Source organism: Halobacillus locisalis, from assembly GCF_013694105.1.
In the GTDB taxonomy this organism is placed as follows: Bacteria; Bacillota; Bacilli; order Bacillales; family Halobacillaceae; genus Halobacillus; species Halobacillus locisalis.
In genome coordinates, this window is record NZ_JACEFG010000002.1 from 1,023,925 (window position 1) to 1,045,096 (window position 21,172).

Here is a 21,172-nt window from a genome sequence, read left to right on the forward strand (position 1 = left end):
TAAGATCCGTACAGGAAAGGAGTCACCTGAACAGTGACGGAATTCATGGGTGAATTAATTGGAACAATGATTCTTATCATCCTTGGTGGTGGAGTCATCGCTGGAGCAAACTTGAAGGCGACGAAAGCGGAAGGAAACTGGGTATTGATTACCGTCGCCTGGGGTCTGGCCGTTGCTATGGGTGTGTACGCTGTCGGTCAGATTACCGGAGCACATATTAACCCAGCGGTTACGCTTGGTCTTGCCACTGTTGGCGATTTTGCATGGGCAAAAGTCCCCATGTACATTCTAGCTCAGATGATTGGTGCATTTGTCGGAGCGACGATTGTGTTTTTTCATTATTTACCTCATTGGAAAGACACAGAAGATCAGTTGGCGATCAAATCCATCTTTTGTACTGACCCAGCGATCCGCAGCCCCATTTCAAACTTGGTGAGTGAAATCATCGGAACATTCGTCTTAGTCATGGGTATTCTCTTTATAGGTGCCAACGATTTTACAGAGGGGTTGAATCCGTTGATCGTCGGCTTACTCATTGTGGCAATCGGTATGTCGCTTGGCGCTACGACGGGATATGCCATTAACCCAGCCCGTGATTTAGGCCCGAGGATCGCTCATGCGGTATTGCCGATACCCGGAAAAGGAGGATCCGACTGGAGCTATTCCTGGATCCCGGTTTTAGGTCCGGTGATCGGTGGTGTCTATGGTGGATTATTTTATCAAGCCATTTTCAAAGCTAGTCCGAATATTTGGTTTTGGATTGCGACCATACTTGTACTTGCGATTCTATTTGCTTCTATGAGAGTTGAATTACGAAAAGCGAGTGTTTCAGCTTAAAAGATAAATAAAGGAGAGGAAGAGAATTATGGGAAAGTATATTTTATCAATTGACCAAGGTACCACGAGTTCGAGAGCGATTTTGTTCAATCATAATGGTGAAATTGTAGAAACGGGTCAGAAGGAATTCGAGCAGTACTTCCCGAAACCGGGTTGGGTAGAGCATGATGCCAATGAAATTTGGACGTCGGTTCTCGCGTGTATTGCTGATGTTTTACGCAAAGCGGACATCGAAGCAGGGCAGGTTGAAGGAATCGGCATTACGAACCAACGTGAAACGACGGTTGTATGGGACAAAAACACGGGCAAACCAGTGTACAAGGCTATCGTTTGGCAGTCCCGCCAAACTCAGGAAATCTGTAATGAATTGCGAGAGCAAGGATACAACGATACGTTCCGCGACAAAACGGGACTATTGCTTGACCCTTATTTCGCAGGAACGAAAGTGAAGTGGATCTTAGATAATGTAGACGGTGCTCGTGAGAAAGCGGAAAATGGAGATTTGATGTTTGGAACGATTGATACGTGGCTTGTGTACAAGTTGTCTGGTCAAAAAGCACATGTTACGGATTACTCCAATGCGTCTCGTACATTGATGTATAATATATTCGATCTGAAATGGGATCAGGAGCTGCTTGATATTCTAGGTGTACCGGAGAGTATGCTACCAGAAGTGAAGCCATCATCTGAAGTGTATGCCAAAACGGTGGACTATCACTTCTTCGGAAAAGAAGTTCCGATTGCCGGTATCGCGGGTGACCAACAAGCCGCACTATTCGGTCAAGCTTGCTTTGAAAAAGGAATGGCTAAAAACACGTACGGTACAGGTGGCTTTATGTTGATGAATACAGGTGAGGAAGCTGTGAAGTCGAATAACGGATTATTGACAACCTTAGCTTGGGGCGTTGATGGAAAAGTCGAGTATGCCCTCGAAGGTAGCATTTTCGTCTCAGGATCTGCCATTCAATGGTTACGTGACGGGTTAGAAATGATCAAGAGTGCGCCTCAAAGTGAAGAGATTGCGGGAGAGGTGAACACGACGGATGGCGTCTATGTGGTCCCTGCCTTCGTCGGCCTCGGAACTCCTTATTGGGATAGTGATGCCAGAGGAGCTGTTTTTGGGTTAACACGCGGAACGAAGAAGGCCCATTTCGTAAGAGCGACACTCGAGTCTCTGGCTTACCAGACAAAAGATGTAGTTGATTCGATGGTTGAGGATTCTGGAATCGAATTGAAAACGCTCCGTGTTGATGGTGGAGCCGTCAAGAACAACTTGCTTATGCAATTCCAAAGTGACTTGCTTGATGTAAATGTTGAACGTCCGGAGGTCAACGAAACGACAGCATTAGGTGCTGCGTACCTTGCTGGCTTAGCCGTAGGGTTCTGGGAAGATCGCCGAGACATTGAAAAGCAATGGAATATCGAGAGGGAGTTCGAACCTTCCATGAATAAAGAGAAAAGTGCAAGCTTGTATAAAGGCTGGCAGAAGGCTGTTGAAGCGACAAGAGTTTTCAAGCAGTCATAACCTTTTGACAATCCCTTGTTCTTTTGTATAATGGAATTAAGTTAATAGCTGGTCGGAGATACGGAGAGACTACGAGCCTTTATGCCTATGGCATGAAGAAGTTCGTGGTCTCTTTTTTTAATTCCTGAAGTAAATAAAGCATTCGGAGACATACTTATATGTGATTCGGGGAATAACCGTATTAGACTAGTTAGAAGTAAATCTGATTAAGGAGAGATTTGTATGAAACGGTTCTCTAGTTACGATAGACAAAAACAATTTGAAAAATTGACACAGGAAGAATGGGATGTACTCGTGATCGGTGGAGGCATCACGGGCTCAGGGATCGCCTTGGATGCGGCAAGTCGCGGCATGAAGACAGCGGTTGTTGAAATGCAAGACTTTGCTGCCGGAACGTCCAGTCGGTCCACAAAACTCGTCCACGGTGGCTTGCGCTATTTGGCTCAATTTGAAGTGAAGATGGTCGCAGAGGTCGGGAAAGAACGCGAAATCGTATATGAGAATGGCCCCCATGTAACGACGCCGGAATGGATGATGCTCCCATTTCATGAAGGTGGTAACTTCGGTCCGCTTCAAACAAATGTCGGCCTTCGTGTCTACGATTACTTGGCAGGAGTTAAGAAATCAGAACGCCGGAAGATGATGTCACCAGAGGAAGCGATTGAGCGTGAACCTCTAGTGAGACGTGACGGGCTTAAAGGCGCAGGGTATTATGTAGAATACAAAACCGATGATGCACGCCTGACGCTTGAAGTAATGAAGAAGGCAGTCGAATACGGCGCAACCTCTACAAACTATGCAAAAGTCGTTGACTTCATTTACGATGAAAGTGGCTCGCTTACTGGCGCGAAGATTGAAGATACAGTTTCGGGTGAACAGTATCACGTGAAAGCGAAGAAAATCGTCAACGCTGGTGGTCCATGGGTTGATGACCTTCGAGAAATCGATGGCTCGAAGAAAGGTAAAACGCTTCAGTTGACGAAAGGTGTGCACCTTGTCTTCGACCAAAGCGTATTCCCATTGAAACAAGCCATTTATTTCGACAGTCCTGATGGTCGGATGATCTTTGCTATTCCAAGAGACGGTAAAACGTATGTCGGTACAACGGACACAACATACGAAGACAACATTGCCCATCCAACAATGACGGAGGCTGATCGCGACTACATTTTAGATGCGATTCATATGATGTTCCCATCGGTAGAAGTGACAGCTGATGATGTCGAGTCAAGCTGGGCCGGTGTTCGTCCGTTGATTCATGAAGACGGAAAGGATCCTTCTGAAATTTCAAGGAAAGATGAGATCTTCATTTCAGATTCCGGACTGATCTCTATGGCTGGTGGTAAACTTACGGGGTACCGCAAAATGTCACAGCAGGCAGTCGATATCGTCCGTGATCAACTGATGGAAGAATACGGCATCCGTTTCTCAGATTCAGAAACGAAGCACATGCCGATTTCAGGTGGAGAAGTAGATGGTTCGAAAGGGTTCAAGCAATTCAAGAAAGAGCGCGTTGAATTGGGTACCTCAATCGGAATCGATGAACAAACGGCATCTCAACTTGTTCAATTGTATGGAGCGAACGTCGATGCAGTCTTCCACGTGTACAAAAATCGTAAAGAAGACGCAGAAAAGGAAAACATCGATCCAATCGTATTTGCTCAGTTAGTGTATGGAATGGAAGCGGAGCTGACGTACAAGCCAGTGGACTTCTTCATTCGTCGTACAGCTGCCTTGTTCTTTAACATTCAATATGTTCGTGATCATAAAGACTCTGTCATTGACTATATGGCTAAAGAATTAAACTATAGTGATGAACAGAAGAAAGAATATACAGAAGAGCTAGAAAAGCTGATGGAAGAAGCTGTGAAGCCAATAGAACATGTGTAAGAAACAGAGACCTTTCCCTTTTTGGGAAGGGTCTTTTCATGCTGTTGAAGAAGTGGCGAGGTTCTGTTCAATCATATAAGAATACCGTGGGAGGGAAAACGACTCGCTTTCCACGGGGAAACGCCAAGCCTCCTCGCGCCTTCCAGTCGCTGCGGGGTCTTGCCTTGTTTCTTTTTCCCGTAGGAGTCTCCCCGTTTTCCCTCCCACTATGCTACAAATAGTTGGAACAGAACCTTGCCGAACATTCTGCGGTTATCGATAGCACTCCTCTTTGTAGGGGCGAGCTCTAGAGGTTCACACTTTTTTATCGCAAGGTGGCGTGGACACGGCGACACTCTTGCAGGATCATGAGGCTTGGGTGAGATCCCGCAGGTCGCGAAGCGAGCGAGGAAGCTCACCGCCTCCTGCGGAAAGGGAGTCGTTTCCACGCCACCGGCCCCTTCTCACCTTTGAAGAACCGAAAGTGGCTCTCTCAACACACTGAAAGACCTTTCTCTTCTTGGGAAGGGTCTTTCTTTAAGGGCGATTTATGAAACTTCTCTCATGTGTCATCCGTAGATGTTTTTAGAAGGAGGGAAGATATGGAACCTGTACATACAATGATTCACGCAGATGGACGAAAGCAATTGATCACAGGTAGCCTTTTTCTGGCGCTTGCCGCTGCTTTCACGATCGGATTGCTTATGGTGGAAATATCGCTCAATTCTCTATACATGATCATATTTACTGCGGCCATGGTATTTAGTGGTACGAGCCTGATCAGAACGGGTTTTCACGATTTAGAAAAATCAAAGACACCGAATCCTTTCTCAAGTGATGAAACGGAAAAGTGGACGGAATCTTTGCCGCCTAGAATGTACCTTGGAACTAAACTTTCTAAGCAATTTGAAGCCGATTTATATGATTTGGATGGCCTGTCCCACGGAAGGGCTATAGAGAAGGCGACTAAACTGGATCACTGGTTTGCCCGTATCGAATCCATTCTCCTGAGCGGATCTGTTCGTCCAGCTCAGTACATCGTTCAACAAGTAGATGGCACCCCGCTTTATCAAATTGAGAGAAAAGGTGGGTTCACATGGCGGAGTTACGTAAAACGATATGAGGGAGATTATGTTGCTTATACCGTTCGAGAAAAGAACAAAACGACAGGACAAACGGTTTTCAGGTATAAAGGGGGAACGGACTCGGAATGGAGAGCAGAAGGAGACAGTGTGATTGGTCACTTCACTGTCCAGGATCAGAACGGAGAAACTTGGGCTGTTATAAAGCGGGGAGCACTTATGAAAGATGCACCTGAACACTTTGGTCAAATGCCTGGGTTCCTGATTGAATGGAAAAAGAAGGACGAGATTCCATCTTCACTGATCGCTTTCCTCTTCATCATCCAATCACGAGACTTCATGTAGATTGGGATAGATGGCCTTTTGGTGGTTTCCGTTGCAATGTCTACCTTTTGAAGGGGCCGGAAATCAATCGCTTTCTGAGGGCATGTGGTGAGCTTCCTCAGGCTTCGCCTTGCGGGATCTCACCGATCATGTACAACCCACAGGAGTCTGCCGATTTCCCGCCCCTTCTTGCTGGTTTAAAGAGAACGGAAACATTGGATGAGTTCACATCACAAGAAATTAATATGTGGATTTTTCCTCACTGTCACATTGTTCGATAGGTCAGAGGCACCCACCACGTTGAGGGTTCGTTCCTCCCTGTGTCGCTAGGGGTGGTTTTGAAACAGCGAGACTCCCGCGGGAGAAGGACTCAGGCGAGACCCCACAGGGAGTGTAAACGACCGAGGAGGCTTGCCGGCTCCCCCGCAGGAAAGCGAATTGTTTCAAAAATACCCCTACACCAAATACGAAAACGAACCTTAGTCCATTTGAACAAAAACCACAAAGTAGTGTAAAATTAATGTTAGAATTTTCAAACATAATGATTCATATCAACACTTTTCCCTAAGGGAGTGGACGAAATGAATTTTTTTGAAAGCGATTCAAATCTTCAATCGATCATGAAGGAAAAATTCGATTCAAAGTTCTGGGCTTGGGCGGAGGAAGAACTCGATTCGTTTGGGGAGCTTTGTGCAACGGATATTGATGAACGAGCGGTTCATACCGATCGAGAAGGACGCCCCCGGTTAATTAAATACGATAAGATGGGCAACGATATTTCAGAGGTTTGGTTGAACGAAGGATATAAGCGAACCATTGCAGAGACATACGGGAAAGGGATCGTCGGCTATATACATAAAGAAATCCCGGCCCTTTCTCACAAAGGGAACTACACCTATTCTTTTGCTCAAGGTTACTTATTGTCTCAAGCAGAAGCGGGGTTCTATTGCCCAGTAACGTTGACGATGGCAACCGCTTATTTAATCGACCATTATGCGAGTGATGAGCTGAAAGAAAAGTATCTTCCTCATGTCTTATCGACCGGAGAAGTGGAACTTTATGAAGGTGCAACCTTTTTGACAGAACGTCAGGGAGGATCGGATGTCGGAGCGAACGAAGTGAAGGCTGCTCCAGAAGAGAATCACTACCGGATTTATGGGGAAAAATATTTTGCTAGTAATGCGGGGGCTTGTGGAGTAGCGATGGTTCTTGCGCGTATAGAAGGTGCTCCTGAAGGAACGAAAGGGTTAAGTCTATTTCTTGTTCCTTGGAGAGGTGGCGACGGCGGGTTGAACGGCATACGAATCCGGCGTTTGAAGGATAAACTGGGGGTAAGGGCCGTACCATCGGCAGAGGTGGAGTTTGATGGCTCCAAAGCATTCTTAGTTGGAGAGGCTGATCAAGGCATTTATTACATGTTGGAAGCCCTGAATTTATCAAGAGTGTGCAATGCGGTGGCATCGGTTGGAATTATGCGACGTGCTTATAACGAAGCGTATGCTTACGCTACAAAACGTGAGGCTTTTGGTCAGCCATTGGTCCATTATCCGATGATCAAAGAAACGCTCGTTCATATGAAAGTCAAACAAGAAATCGAAACGAGGACCGTTTTTGATGTCATTGAACAGTTCGATTCGATTATCGAAAAAGCTGAAGATAAAGGTTCAGAAGATAGATTGCTGCTTCGCTTGAGAATCGCTTTGATCAAAAAGGAAACAGCTGAACAGGCGGTACACTTCAGTCATGAAGCGATTGAAATGCATGGTGGGAATGGGTATATTGAGGACTTTGTCACACCAAGATTGTTGCGTGACGCACAAGTATTGACGGTTTGGGAAGGGACTGCAAATATTGTGGGCTTGGAAGTAATCCGTCTGTTGAACAAGTTTGAAGCGCATCTACTGTTCTTCCAAGACTTGCGAGAGCGTTTAAATCATGTGGATGGAATGGAAGAAGAGGTAACTCTCATCCACAATGAGTTGCAGGGATTATCCTTGTGGATCGATGATATCTTGATACAAACGCATGATACCCAAACGTACTATAGTAAAAAGATCGCTGAGCGAATGGTTCTTTGCTACGAAGCGACGGTCGCCCTAGAAGCGGCTGCACTCGGGGAAAAATACGTTCAACAGGCGAAGGTTTTTGTGCAAAGTTTATATGGTGAGGAACCTGTCGGGGGACAACCGCTCGTACTACAATTTGCAGATGAATTATTAGGCTTATCCACTGTTCAATAGTGTTCAGAAATAAGAGGCCATCTCGTTTTGTTAGAACCGATAGTGCTTCATCAACAAGCTGGTAAAAAAGCGGCATTTGCCGCTTTTTTTACGTACATAGCGTCTTGTTTCCTGCAAAAGAAAACAGGGAATCATAGAGATAGATAAGATGATTGACGATATACCTTTATTTTGTTAGCATATTAGCAAGCTAAAGGATTCTTAGGAGGATGATGGTCGATGGGTAAACGGTTAATGTTCGAAAAACCTTTAGGGATGCGGGATACGCTTCCTTTTTTCTATAATCAAAAGGCAAAAGCCAGAAAGCAATTATCTGATGCAATCTTGTCGTACGGATACTCTTTCATGGATACGCCATTGATGGAGTATCACGAGACGGTCGGAAAAGTAAGTGCGACGTTAGATCAGCAGCTGTTCAAATTGTTAGATCAACAAGGTCATACGCTTGTACTGAGGCCAGACATGACAGCACCTATCGCGCGTGTCGCCGCTTCACAATTGAAGAACTCTGAATTCCCTCTACGCCTAGCCTACGAAGGCCCGGTATTCCGTGCTCAACAAACGGAAGGTGGTAAACCGGCTCAATTCGAACAAGTCGGAACGGAACTTATCGGGGACCACTCTTCGTACGGGGATGCGGAAGTCATTGCATTATTGGTAGAGTCATTGAAAAATGCGGGATTGAACGATTTTGTCATTACCGTTGGACATATCGGGTTTGTGAAAGCCTTTTTCCGTGATGTACTTGGTGAAGATGAAGAAACAATTGAAACGCTTCTTCAATTCTTATACAGAAAGAACTATGTTGGGTATCGAGAGGCTGTCAAAGCACTTCCAATCAGCGAGGATAAACAAACGGCGCTTCTGCAACTTCTGACGCTTCGTGGCGGTGAGGAGGTCTTTGAAGCCGGACGCTCTCTTGCGCGTAATCAGACATGTATGCAGGCAGTCAACGAATTGAAACAACTTTACCGTCTGTTGAAAGAATACGGTGTTGAACAATCGATATACTTTGATTTGAATTTAATCAGCCACATGGATTATTACACGGGTGTGTTATTTGAAGGGTATGCACCGAATTTAGGCGCTTTGCTATGTAATGGTGGACGATATGACACCTTGCTTCCTTCCTTTCAATTGAATGCTTCGGCTACTGGATTTGCGGTTCATTTGGAAAGGCTTGTCGAGGCGTTGAACGTACAGGAAGATGAAGATCAGCGGATTGGGATCATTGTAGATAATGATTCCTATGCGAGAGGCATCAAGCAAGCGAAGAATAAGAGAGCGGAAGGATATGCCGTTCTTTTGCAGCACCGAGACCAAATAGCCGATGTGGAAGCTTTTCGTTCTCAACTGTCCGAAACGATCGACCTAACAAACGAAGGAGGTGCTAAGGGATGAGTAACCGTTTGACGATTGCTATGCCTAAAGGCCGAATTTATGAAGAAGCTGCTGAGTTGATGAAGCAAGCAGGCTACGACTTAGGAGCGGATTTAGATGAATCAAGGAAGCTCATCTTAGACTTTCCTGAACAGAACATCCGGATTATGATGGCGAAACCGATGGATGTCGTCACATACGTAGAGTATGGGGCAGCTGATATCGGAATTGCTGGAAAAGATGTATTGTTAGAGCAGGACCGGGATGTATATGAAGTGCTCGATTTGAAAATCAGTCCTTGTTATGTCGCCGTCGCAGGCGTCCCGGATCAACCGTTGAGCCGTATTGCACCGAAAATTGCAACAAAATACCCGAAAGTTGCGTCAGATTATTTCCGTGAGCAAGGGGAGCAAATCGAAATCATCCCTCTGAACGGATCGATCGAGTTAGCCCCGTTGATCGGGTTGGCTGATCGAATTGTCGATATCGTTTCCTCAGGAAGGACGCTCAAAGAGAACGGACTCGTGGAATATGAAAAAATTGCGGATATTACGTCCCGTTTGATCGTAAATCCTGTGAGTTATCGGATGAAGAGTAATGAGATTGACCAAATGGTATCCAAGCTTAGTAATGTCATGGAGGAGGCCTCGTCATGAAAATCGTCAATCAAAATGAACGCGCGTCGTTACGCAGGCGTGTCGATCAAGGGACAGAAGACCAACGAAAGTCGGTCCAATCCATCATCGAAGATGTAAAAAATGATGGGGACCAGGCGGTACTTCGCTATACGGAACAGTTTGATCGAGTATCTCTTCCGGATTATAAAGTAACAACAGAAGAATTTGAACAAGCGTATGATTCGCTGGATGGGGAATTCGTAACGATTTTAGAGGAAGCGGCTGCCAACATCCGCGCTTTTCATGAGAAGCAACTTTCCACTTCTTGGTTCGATACATCTCCTGATGGAACGATCCTCGGTCAAAAAATCACTCCGATTGATGCTGTCGGTGTATATGTACCAGGTGGCACAGCCGCCTACCCGTCATCGGTCTTCATGAACGTGATTCCCGCTCAAGTCGCAGGGGTTGAACGGATTGCGATGGTTACACCTCCAGGCAGTGACGGATCCGTGCCAGCGGGCGTGCTTATCGCTGCACACATTCTAGGTATTCAAGACGTATATAAAGTCGGAGGTGCCCAAGCCATCGCCGCTTTAGCATATGGTACCGAAACCGTTCCGGCTGTTGATAAAATTACGGGGCCAGGCAACGTCTATGTCGCTTTAGCTAAACGTGAAGTGTTTGGAGATGTCGATATCGATATGATTGCAGGACCTAGTGAGATTGCGATCTTAGCCGATGAGACGGCTCGTGCGAACGAAGTGGCTGCCGATCTCCTTTCTCAGGCCGAGCACGATGCAAGGTCGTCGAGTGTACTTGTTACGACAAGCCGTGAGTTAGCAGAAGGTGTACAATTAGAAGTTCAAGAGCAGCTGAAAGAATTGCCTCGTCAAGATATAGCTCGTCAAAGTGTCGAAGACTATGGGATGATTCTTCTATGTGAAACATGGGATGAAGCGGTAGATACGATTAACGAAATCGCCCCGGAACATTTGGAGGTCATAACAGAAGACCCATTCCAACACCTCGCGAAAATTAAACACGCAGGAGCGATTTTCTTGGGTCCTTATAGTAGTGAACCTGTCGGCGATTATTTCGCTGGACCAAATCACGTATTACCAACGAATGGAACGGCCAGATTTTCAAGTCCACTTAATGTCGATGATTTTGTGAAAAAATCTAGTGTGATTTCATATAGTCAACAAGCTTTACAACAAAATGGAGACAAAATTGCCCGGTTTGCTCGTCTTGAAGGACTGGAAGCCCACGCAAGAGCTGTCGAAACGCGTAAGGAGCGATGGAAATGACGGAAGAACGAAAAGCACAACGATCAAGAAAGACAAGAGAAACCGATATAGAGTTGACTTTCGCTGTTGATGGACAGGGGACGGCGGACTTAGATGTCCAAGTTCCTTTCCTTCAGCATATGCTCGAGTTGTTTACCAAACATGGATTGTTTGATTTACAAGTGAAAGGTTATGGCGATGTTGAAGTCGACGACCACCACTTGACGGAGGATATCGGGATTGTGCTTGGACAAGCGCTCAGAGAAGCAGTCGGTGATAAGTACGGGATGAAACGATATGGTTCCATGACATTACCTATGGATGAAACACTCGTCACGGTGGCCGTTGACCTTGGTGATCGTCCGCATTTAGAATGGCGCGCTGAACTACCGAAAGACCGTTTGGGTACATTTGATACGGAAAATGTACATGAATTCTTTTGGAAGTTAGCCGTCGAAGCACGAATGAATTTACATATCGTTCTTCATCATGGCCACAATACCCACCACATTGTTGAAGCGATGTTTAAAGCCTTTGCCCGAGCCCTTGATGAGGCAACGCAAATCGATCCTCGCGTCCAAGGAGTTCCGAGTACGAAAGGAAGTTTATCATGATCGGAATCATTGATTATGGCATGGGGAATTTGTTCAGTGTATCCAAGGCGCTTGAGCGGTTAGACGTACCCTACAAGCTTGGTGATCGTCCTGAGGAGCTCCAAGATTGCGACGGGTATATCCTACCTGGCGTCGGTGCGTTTCCTGATGCAATGAAAGCCTTGGATGATCATGGCTTCATCCCATTCATCAAACAAAAAGTGGAGGAAGGGTATCCACTATACGGGATTTGTCTCGGGATGCAATTGTTGTTTGAGTCCTCAGAAGAAGGGGGCGACACGAAAGGTCTTGGTTTATTCCCAGGCAAAATCGTCAAGTTTCCTGGAGTGGATGATGGAGGAAAACCATACAAAGTACCGCACATGGGATGGAATCAGCTAGACGTGCGTCAACCTGAACTTCCTTTAATGACTGATGTCGGGAAAGAGTACGTTTATTTCGTCCACTCTTACGTTGCTCAAACATCTGATGAATCGATTTTATATGCAACGGCTGATTATCACTTGGATGTCCCGGCTGTTATTGGTCGCGATCACGTTGTGGCGAGTCAATTCCACCCAGAGAAAAGCGGGAATCCTGGTATGCAGCTATTAGAGAATTTTTGCAAAGTCATGGTCAAACAGTGAGGAGGGTTCGATATGTCATTTACGATTTATCCAGCGATTGATATGCGTGCGGGCAAGTGTGTCCGCTTGGAACAAGGCGATTTCAATAAAGAAACCATTTATGGAGATAGCCCTTTCGATGTAGCGAAAGAATTTTATGAAGCCGGTGCTTCATGGATTCATATGGTCGATTTAGATGGCGCGAAAGAAGGATCGAAACAAAACGCTGAACATGTGCTGCGGGTGGCAGAAGAACTTGGCAGTCGTGTGCAAATTGGCGGGGGGATTCGCACAGAAGAGGATGTCCGCTTTTATTTAGACCGTGGCGTAGATCGTGTCATTATCGGTTCTCTTGCCGTTCGTAATCCCCAAAAAACGAAGGAATTGCTTTCGAAGTATGGAGAGCGTATCGTGATCGGACTCGATGCCAGAGATGGATATGTGTCGACAGAGGGATGGCTAGAATCATCCGAGGTTACAGCGGTCGATCTCGGTCGTGAGCTCGCACAAGCCGGGGCGAAAACGTTCATTTATACGGACATTGCGAAAGACGGCATGCTCGAGGGGCCGAATGTGAAGGAAATTGTCCGATTGGCAGAAGAGACGAAGGTGGACGTCATCGCTTCTGGTGGAATCAAAGGTCTTGAGGATTTGAATGAGTTGAAGAAATACCAAACCGAACACGTCATCGGTTCGATTGTCGGAAAAGCGTTGTATGCTAATCGCTTTACGTTACGAGAAGCGTTAGAAGTGGAGGAAGACTGATGCTATCGAAAAGAATCATTCCATGTTTGGATGTGAAAGAAGGACGTGTCGTCAAAGGCATCCAGTTTGTCGATATTCGTGATGCAGGCGATCCAGTCGAACTGGCTAAGGTCTATGATGAACAAGGGGCAGATGAGTTGGTGTTCCTTGATATCTCCGCGACTCACGAAGGAAAGAAAACGATGATAGACGTTGTCCGCAAAGTCGCATCAGAGTTAGCGATTCCTTTCACTGTTGGAGGGGGTATTCGCACACTTGAAGATATCAAGGAAACGTTGCGTAATGGAGCGGATAAGGTATCGTTGAATTCATCCGCAGTGAACAGACCTGAACTGATTACAGAAGGAGCGAATTATTTCGGTAGTCAATGTATCGTCGTAGCGATCGACGCCCGGTATGATGAGGAAAAGGGCACGTGGATCGTGTACACACACGGAGGACGGAAGCCGACGGAATGGACGGTCGTCGACTGGGCGAAAGAAGCGGTACGCCTGGGAGCCGGCGAGATTTTGTTGACGTCCATGAATCAGGACGGAGAGAAGTCTGGATTTGACTTACCATTATTAGAAGCCGTACAAGACGTCGTTCAAGTACCGGTCATCGCTTCAGGCGGAGCAGGGTCAAGTGAGCATTTTTACGACGTTTTCACTGAAGTGAATGCGGATGCCGCTTTAGCTGCTTCTATTTTTCACTATAAAGAAACGTCTGTACAAAACGTGAAAGAATACTTGAAAGAGAGAGGAGTTGTCGTGCGATGAACGTAGAAAACATTCAATTTGATGACCAAGGACTCGTACCCGCTATTGTTCAAGATGCACGATCAAAGGCGGTTCTGACCCTCGCGTATATGAATGAAGAATCCTTGAAGCAAACATTAGATAGTGGTGAAACGGTCTTTTATAGTCGATCGAGACAAGAACTGTGGCACAAGGGGGAAACGTCAGGTAATACCCAGAAGGTGAAGGACATACGTTATGATTGCGATCAAGATGCCCTTCTTGTTCAAGTCATTCCAGAGGGACCCGCTTGTCACAAAGGGGACTATAGCTGTTTCTCAGATTCACTGATGCGATCAGATGAGGGGCCGAAAGACAATCGATATGCCATTTTGGATCAACTCCAGAATGTCTTAGCTGAGCGGAAATCGACGCTTCCGGAAGATTCTTACACTTCTCAACTATTCCAAGAAGGCGTCGATCGAATAGCGAAGAAGATCGGTGAAGAAGCGGGCGAAGTCATTATCGCTGCGAAGAATGATGATCCAGAGGAAATGGCGCTAGAATCTGCGGACTTACTGTTCCATTTGCTTTTATTGCTGACAGATCGCCAAGTTCCATTAGACGATGTTCTTGCTGTTTTAGAAAAGCGTCATTCGTAAAGAAAGACAAAAGATGAGCGAGTAAGAAGGTGTAATCTCTTACTCGCTTTTCTAATGCGCTTTTATCTTCATTCGAACTTTTCTTTCAGGCACTTAGACTTCTATCAACATTTCCATGATGTGGCGATGTAAAATCTTAAAGGTTGAGTTTTGGCGAAATTCGTCCTATTTTAGAATTGAAATATATGTTATACTCCTTTATTAGTGAGATTTGTAACGGAAATAGGGGGACAGTCATGACAACTTCATTAGACAGCCCAATCAAAGAATCGAACATCATACCTTTCGTGCCTACTGGTCACTTTTATTTCACGCATGGAATCCAGGCGTTCAAGAAGCGCAGGTTTCAGGCTGCTGTCAAGTGGTTGAAAAAAGCAGTGGAGTCCGATCCAGAGGAGCCTTTGTACGCTTGCCAACTATCTGTCATTTATACAGAGCTGGGCTCTTATCATGCTGCGAACCAAGTGCTGACGGACGTACTTGCGAAGTTTGGCAAAGAGTATGTGGATTGTTATTATTTGATGGCCAATAATTATGCGCACTTAGGTTTATTGAATGATGCAAAAAAATATGCCGAGACGTATTTAGATCAACCTGGAGATGGTGAATTTAAAGAAGCGGCTGAACAGCTTCTTGCCATGCTGGAATCGCTTGATGAGGATGATGGAGACGATGATGAATGGGCGTTTGATGATGAAGATGACTTGCTCATTTATCAAGAGACCGCTTTTTATCACCTTGAACAAGAAGAATGGGAAGAAGCGCTATCGATTTTAGATGAAATGACGGAGCTCTTCCCGGAGTTCACGTTGGCGAGACATAAATATGCTTATGCTCTGTTCATGAATGGCAAGCAAGATGAAGCGATTGAGATTGAACAGAAATGGTTAGAAAAAGAGCCGACGAACATTCATTGCCATGTAAATTTGGCGACGTTTCTGCTAGAACAAGGCCGTTCGGAAGATGCGAAACCTCATTTCGAGCGTTTACGCAATGTATTTCCAATGCACGAACAGCAAAAGCTATTTGTAGCAGAGACGCTTGCCCGTGCTGGGTATTATTCTGAAGCCGTTGAACGTTTCCGTATGCTGAAGGGGAAACAAGTCGTTCAGCGAAGGGTTTACTATAAGTGGTATAGCATTGCGGCTTACCATACAGGTAACCCATCAAAAGCTCTTCACTTATGGGAGAAGGGCTGCCAAAGCTTTCCGAAGCTCAGTTCTGAAGGTGGGCCTTGGATTCATAGATAGATCCCTGTGGGGTATGCTGTTGTTATAAGCACATTAATGGACGATGTACGTATGATTTACTATGATATTTACAAGAAAACAGTTAGTTTAGTGGACACACAAGGAGTGATAATCAATGACGGAAGATCGTATCTATGACGTAATCATTGCAGGTGCCGGTCCAGCAGGTATGACTGCCGCTGTGTACACATCTCGTGCGAACCTCGATACGCTTATGCTTGAACGTGGAGTTCCAGGCGGTCAAATGGCGAACACTGAAGATGTTGAAAACTACCCAGGGTATGAAAGTATTCTAGGACCAGACCTTTCTAATAAAATGTTTGAACATGCGAAGAAATTCGGAGCTGAATACGCGTATGGTGATATTAAAGAAGTCATCGACGGAAAAGAATATAAAACAGTCAAAGCAGGCAATAAAGAATATAAAGCCCGCGCTGTGATCGTAACGACAGGCGCACAATATAAAGAGCTTGGCGTACCTGGTGAAAAAGAACTCGGTGGACGTGGAGTATCTTATTGTGCAGTATGTGACGGTGCATTCTTCCGTGATAAAGAGCTTGTCGTTGTAGGTGGCGGTGACTCTGCAGTTGAAGAAGGAGTGTACTTGACTCGTTTTGCCAGCAAAGTCACAATCGTACACCGTCGTGATGAACTACGTGCTCAGAAGATTCTACAAGATCGTGCCTTCGATAATGATAAAATCGACTTTATTTGGGACACGGTTGTAAAAACCATCAACGATAAAGACGGCAAAGTCGGAAGTGTTACGCTTCATAACAAGAAAACAGACGAAGAGTATGATTTCGAAACCAACGGTGCGTTCATTTATATCGGTATGATTCCATTGAGTACTCCGTTCGTAAGCTTGGGTATCACAAACGAGCAAGGTTATATCGAAACGGATGAGAACATGGAAACGAAAGTACCGGGCGTATTCGCAGCCGGAGACATTCGTGAAAAAGAATTACGCCAAATCGTTACGGCGACAGGCGATGGTAGTATTGCGGCCCAATCTGCCCAGCACTATATTGAGAATCTTCTAGAAGAACTAAAAGCGGTTCAAAAGTAACTCTTTTTTAACGCTGTTGTAACACGTGTGCAACATTGGTGCGTTATAATGTGAGTGAATGAATTGACCCCCTTTTAATAGATAGATCTCTATTGAGCACAGGTGCCATTACCTGTGCTTTTTTTTGTGAACTTTTCCATGCTATCCAAAGGGGGATGACGTGTGGATTTCGATCATATTATTGTGGCTGTTTACGTATTCATTGTATAATGGGGTGAGGTGCCCTCTAGACAAAAAATGAGGTGACAGTTAGTGCAACGCGTAGCAAATTGTATATTAAAAATGGATGATAAAGTCCTACTATTAAAAAAACCGAGACGTGGTTGGTATGTCGCTCCAGGTGGAAAAATGGAGGCAGGCGAAAACGTCAAAGACTCTGTAGTGCGTGAGTTCGAAGAGGAAACGGGTTTGGCTATTGAGAATCCCGAACTTAGAGGCTCGTTCACGTTCATTATGAGAGAAGATGAAAAGACCGTCCAGGAATGGATGATGTTCACGTTTTACACGACCAGTTGCTCTGGCGACTTATTAGATGAAAGTGAAGAAGGCGAACTGGAATGGGTACCTGTCCAGGAAGTTCTGGATAAGCCGATGGCTGAAGGAGATCGGTTTATATTCGATCATCTATTGAATACTGACGGGCAATTGTATGGAACATTCGTGTACACCACGGACTTCAAGTTAATCGATCAAGATTTGAATCCATCTAATTAACCTTATGAATGGGGAGCGATCAAAGATGTCTGAAACGAACCATAATACACAGCTAGTCATCATTACAGGGATGTCAGGAGCTGGGAAAACGGTTGCCGTACAAAGCTTTGAAGATCTTGGCTTTTTTTGCGTGGACAACCTCCCACCAGCTTTATTACCGAAATTCTTGGAGTTGATGAGAGACTCTCGAAATAATATCGAAAACGTCGCACTAGTGATGGACTTGCGTGGTAGAGAATTTTTTGATTCTCTTTTTGACTCTCTTGATCGACTTGGGAAAGAGGATTGGATTCAAGAGCATATTCTGTTCTTAGATGCAGAGGATCAATCGTTGGTTTCCCGATATAAAGAAACCCGCCGCTCCCACCCACTTGCGAAAGATGGGTTGCCCCTTGAGGGAATCCGGAAAGAGCGGAAAATGCTCGATGAATTACGTGGACGCGCGCAAACGATCATCAATACGACCACATTGAAGCCGAAAGATCTGCGCGAGAAAATTATCGAGCGGTATCGGGAACAAAAACAACAAGTGTTTTCGATTCAAGTCGTCTCGTTCGGCTTCAAATATGGTGTCCCAATTGATGCAGATTTAATGTTCGATGTACGATTTTTACCGAATCCGCACTATGTAGAACATATGCGTCCGCTGACAGGATTGAATACGGAAGTTTCTTCTTATGTGTTCAAATGGTCCGATACTCAAAAATTCTTAGAAAAACTGAAGGACCTGCTTACGTTCATGCTTCCGCAATATAAGAGAGAAGGAAAGAGTCAGCTTGTTTTAGCGATTGGGTGTACAGGGGGGCAGCATCGTTCTGTTGCCATTTCCGAGTACTTGTCGGATCACTTTTCAGGGGACTTTTTCACTCATGTAACACATAGAGATATTGATAAAAGAAAGGGTTTGTAATGGATGGGCAATTCCACAGAACCACGTGTCGTCGTCATTGGTGGCGGGACGGGGATGCCGGTATTATTACGCGGCTTAAAAGACTTACCGATCCATTTGTCTGCCATCGTCACAGTTGCTGATGACGGTGGGAGTTCAGGGCGGTTACGAACAGAATTAGCCATTCCTGCTCCAGGGGACATACGGAATGTCGTAGCGGCTCTTTCTGATGCGGAGCCTATGTTGTTGGATTTATTTCAGCACCGCTTCGCAGAAGGCAATGGATTGTCCGGTCATTCGATGGGCAACTTATTACTAGCTGCGATGGCCTCCATGACGGGTGATTTTTACAGAGGAATCAAAGAGATTTCACGTGTGCTCAATGTGCGAGGTGAGATCTATCCGATTGCGAACCACTCGATGAATTTACACGCTGAGATGGAAGATGGAACCGTCGTTACGGGTGAATCCCAAATTCCGAAACAAAATAAAAAAATCAAGCGTGTCTATGTAAGCCCGACCCCTGTGCAGCCCCTGCCGGAAGCGGTTCATGCTATCAAGTCAGCTGATTTGATCATCATATCGCCAGGTAGTCTCTACACGAGTATCCTGCCAAATATCATCATTCCAGAAATTGGCGAAGCGCTTCGGGAAACCAAAGCGGACGTCACGTATATTTGTAATGTCATGACGCAGGAAGGGGAAACATCCGAATATACAGCCGCTGATCATTTACAAGCATTATTTGATCATATTGGGAATGATGTCATACAGTCAGTTGTCGTCCATAACCAACCCATTGAACAAAAGTATAAAAAGGCGTATGCTAGAGAGAATGCAGAGCCGGTGATCTATGACATTGACCGAATAAAGTCGATGGGAATCAAAGTAATAGAAGAAGATATTATTGACCATAGCCAACCTATGCTTCGTCATGATACTAGCAAGCTTGCCCAACTTTTGCATTCCATGCTTTAAGGGGAAGTTTGTGCTAAGAGGGGGTGTACATCTATGTCTTTTGCATCAGAAATCAAAAAAGAATTAACGAACGTAGAAGCGGATACTTGTTGCATGGAGTCAGAATTAGCAGCATTAATCCGTATGAATGGAACGTTCTCCCTGTCTAACCGAGAATATATGTTGGATGTTCAAACCGAAAACGCAGCGATAGCTAGAAGAATCTATATGCTCACAAAGAAGTTGTATCCCTATCCGGTGGAGCTTCTTGTGAGAAAAAAGATGCGTTTGAAAAAGAACAATGTTTATATTGTTCGTATGACGGAACAGGCGAAACTCGTTCTTGAGGATTTAGAGATATTGAAAGGGCCGTTATCCATCAACCCGAATATCCCTGGAAAGTATATGAAAGACACCTGCTGTAAGCGAGCTTATTTGCGTGGAGCTTTCCTAGCTGGGGGATCGGTGAACAACCCGGAAACATCTTCTTACCACCTCGAGATTTATTCTTCCGATGAGGAACACAACGAGGCGTTGTGTAAGCTTATGAACCAGTTCGGACTACATGCCCGTACCCTGGATCGTAAAAAAGGGTATATCACCTATTTGAAAGAAGCGGACAAAATCACCGAGCTGATCAGTAATATCGGTGCCCACCAAGCTTTATTCAAATTCGAGGATGTGCGAATTGTCCGGGATATGCGTAATTCGGTCAATCGACTGGTTAATTGCGAAACGGCGAACTTGAATAAGACAATTGGTGCCGCCTTCAGACAAGTGGAAAACATCAAGTTCATCTCACGCACTGTCGGTCTAGAAGCATTGCCCGATAAATTGAGAGAAATTGCTTCTTTGCGACTTCAGCATCAGGATGTTTCGTTGAAGGAACTAGGAGAGTACGTTTCCGGTGCGACAATCAGTAAGTCCGGCATCAATCATCGATTGAGAAAGATTGATGAATTTGCTGAAAAGGTACGAAAAGGAGAAGTCACAGAAAACACACGAAATTAATGTTTTCTACAGAATATTCATGCTATAATGAATACAATTCCAACGCTTTCTTAGTCGAAAGCGTTTTTTCTTAAAAACTTTGAATGCGCTTTCGAAACGTGAATGATGAAACAGAAAGGAGAATGATCGGTGATTGAACGCTCGATTACAGTAGAACTAGAGACGGGATTACAAGCAAGACCTGCAGCCCAGTTCGTCCAGCAAGCCAACCGTTTCACGTCTGATATTTTTATAGAGAAAGACGAAAAACGCGTCAATGCGAAAAGTATCATGGGATTGATGAGTTTGGCAATCGGTACAGGGGAAGATATCAAATTGATTGCTGACGGAACGGACGAAGAAGAGGCGCTGAAGGAACTGACAGATTACGTGCAGGAATAAACGTATGAAAATACTTGTGAATTAATGAACGTATTCATAAAAAGGAATCGTTCCCATACATGAAACGTATTGATATACAAAAAGCCCCTGCTGTTAAGACAGCCGGGGCTTTCGGTGTGTTTGAGAAGCTACTACCGGTTCTAACAAATTAGACGGACCGGTGGCGTGGAAACGACTCCCTTTCCGCAGGAGGCGGTGAGCTTCCTCGACCGCCTCCTGCGGGATCTCACCCAAGCCTCAGGATCCTGCAGGAGTGTCGCCGTTTCCACGCCACCTCACAATAAAAAGACTGAACCTCTAGAGATTCAACGACAGTGAGGATCTCTACGTATGACTGCACCATGCTGCTTGGCGAGGTTCTGTCCAACTATTTATC

General features: G+C 45.2%; 20 protein-coding genes. All 20 read left to right on the forward strand.

Features of this window, described 5'->3' with window-relative positions; all coding sequences use genetic code 11:
* Positions 1-33: 33 nt before the first annotated feature.
* The 20 genes from H0266_RS11990 to H0266_RS12085 all read left to right on the forward strand — a co-directional run bounded on the left by H0266_RS11990 (position 34) and on the right by H0266_RS12085 (position 20,796).
* The gene (locus tag H0266_RS11990) at positions 34-837 is read left to right on the forward strand and encodes an MIP family channel protein (RefSeq protein ID WP_181472611.1); all 804 of its coding nucleotides are present in this window, start codon (positions 34-36) and stop codon (positions 835-837) included.
* A 28-nt stretch (positions 838-865) separates the two neighbouring features.
* Positions 866-2,362: a glycerol kinase GlpK gene (gene glpK, locus H0266_RS11995; protein WP_181472612.1), complete on the forward strand. Its 1,497-nt coding sequence runs from the start codon at positions 866-868 to the stop codon at positions 2,360-2,362.
* Between the two features lie 222 nt (positions 2,363-2,584).
* The gene (locus H0266_RS12000; RefSeq protein WP_181472613.1) at positions 2,585-4,252 is read left to right on the forward strand and encodes a glycerol-3-phosphate dehydrogenase/oxidase; all 1,668 of its coding nucleotides are present in this window, start codon (positions 2,585-2,587) and stop codon (positions 4,250-4,252) included.
* A gap of 581 nt (positions 4,253-4,833) precedes the next feature.
* Positions 4,834-5,658, forward strand: coding sequence for a hypothetical protein (locus H0266_RS12005; RefSeq protein WP_181472614.1), 825 nt, complete (start codon positions 4,834-4,836; stop codon positions 5,656-5,658).
* A 560-nt stretch (positions 5,659-6,218) separates the two neighbouring features.
* A complete protein-coding gene (locus H0266_RS12010; protein WP_181472615.1) occupies positions 6,219-7,877 on the forward strand; it encodes an acyl-CoA dehydrogenase family protein in 1,659 nt (552 codons plus the stop codon).
* Between the two features lie 219 nt (positions 7,878-8,096).
* Positions 8,097-9,278: an ATP phosphoribosyltransferase regulatory subunit gene (locus tag H0266_RS12015; protein WP_181472616.1), complete on the forward strand. Its 1,182-nt coding sequence runs from the start codon at positions 8,097-8,099 to the stop codon at positions 9,276-9,278.
* The gene (gene hisG / locus H0266_RS12020) at positions 9,275-9,913 is read left to right on the forward strand and encodes an ATP phosphoribosyltransferase (RefSeq protein ID WP_181472617.1); all 639 of its coding nucleotides are present in this window, start codon (positions 9,275-9,277) and stop codon (positions 9,911-9,913) included. Before H0266_RS12015 ends, hisG begins: the two co-directional genes overlap by 4 nt.
* Positions 9,910-11,184, forward strand: a complete 1,275-nt coding sequence (gene hisD, locus H0266_RS12025) for a histidinol dehydrogenase (protein WP_181472618.1) — start codon at positions 9,910-9,912, stop codon at positions 11,182-11,184. The genes hisG and hisD overlap by 4 nt, the downstream gene beginning before the upstream one ends.
* Positions 11,181-11,777 carry an imidazoleglycerol-phosphate dehydratase HisB gene (gene hisB / locus H0266_RS12030; RefSeq protein ID WP_181472619.1) on the forward strand — a complete coding sequence of 199 codons (597 nt, stop codon included), beginning with the start codon at positions 11,181-11,183 and terminating at the stop codon, positions 11,775-11,777. Before hisD ends, hisB begins: the two co-directional genes overlap by 4 nt.
* Positions 11,774-12,403, forward strand: coding sequence for an imidazole glycerol phosphate synthase subunit HisH (gene hisH / locus H0266_RS12035; protein WP_181472620.1), 630 nt, complete (start codon positions 11,774-11,776; stop codon positions 12,401-12,403). Before hisB ends, hisH begins: the two co-directional genes overlap by 4 nt.
* Positions 12,404-12,415: 12 nt before the next feature.
* Entirely contained in the window at positions 12,416-13,147 is a 732-nt protein-coding gene (gene hisA, locus H0266_RS12040; protein WP_181472621.1) for a 1-(5-phosphoribosyl)-5-[(5-phosphoribosylamino)methylideneamino]imidazole-4-carboxamide isomerase, read from the forward strand.
* Entirely contained in the window at positions 13,147-13,905 is a 759-nt protein-coding gene (gene hisF / locus H0266_RS12045) for an imidazole glycerol phosphate synthase subunit HisF (protein ID WP_181472622.1), read from the forward strand. Before hisA ends, hisF begins: the two co-directional genes overlap by 1 nt.
* A complete protein-coding gene (gene hisIE, locus H0266_RS12050) occupies positions 13,902-14,525 on the forward strand; it encodes a bifunctional phosphoribosyl-AMP cyclohydrolase/phosphoribosyl-ATP diphosphatase HisIE (RefSeq protein ID WP_181472623.1) in 624 nt (207 codons plus the stop codon). Before hisF ends, hisIE begins: the two co-directional genes overlap by 4 nt.
* 236 nt (positions 14,526-14,761) lie before the next feature.
* Positions 14,762-15,775 (forward strand): tetratricopeptide repeat protein, encoded by a 1,014-nt coding sequence (locus H0266_RS12055; protein WP_181472624.1) that lies wholly within the window; start codon positions 14,762-14,764, stop codon positions 15,773-15,775.
* 115 nt (positions 15,776-15,890) lie between these two features.
* A complete protein-coding gene (trxB, locus tag H0266_RS12060; RefSeq protein WP_181472625.1) occupies positions 15,891-16,844 on the forward strand; it encodes a thioredoxin-disulfide reductase in 954 nt (317 codons plus the stop codon).
* 252 nt (positions 16,845-17,096) lie between these two features.
* Positions 17,097-17,558 carry an NUDIX domain-containing protein gene (locus H0266_RS12065; protein WP_181472626.1) on the forward strand — a complete coding sequence of 154 codons (462 nt, stop codon included), beginning with the start codon at positions 17,097-17,099 and terminating at the stop codon, positions 17,556-17,558.
* Positions 17,559-17,583: 25 nt separating this feature from the next.
* Positions 17,584-18,468, forward strand: a complete 885-nt coding sequence (gene rapZ / locus H0266_RS12070; RefSeq protein WP_181472627.1) for an RNase adapter RapZ — start codon at positions 17,584-17,586, stop codon at positions 18,466-18,468.
* Between the two features lie 3 nt (positions 18,469-18,471).
* On the forward strand, positions 18,472-19,425 hold the full coding sequence (locus H0266_RS12075; protein WP_181472628.1) for a gluconeogenesis factor YvcK family protein: 954 nt from the start codon (positions 18,472-18,474) through the stop codon (positions 19,423-19,425).
* Between the two features lie 33 nt (positions 19,426-19,458).
* Positions 19,459-20,415, forward strand: a complete 957-nt coding sequence (gene whiA, locus H0266_RS12080; protein ID WP_181472629.1) for a DNA-binding protein WhiA — start codon at positions 19,459-19,461, stop codon at positions 20,413-20,415.
* A 129-nt stretch (positions 20,416-20,544) separates the two neighbouring features.
* The gene (locus H0266_RS12085; protein WP_181472630.1) at positions 20,545-20,796 is read left to right on the forward strand and encodes an HPr family phosphocarrier protein; all 252 of its coding nucleotides are present in this window, start codon (positions 20,545-20,547) and stop codon (positions 20,794-20,796) included.
* Positions 20,797-21,172: the final 376 nt, after the last annotated feature.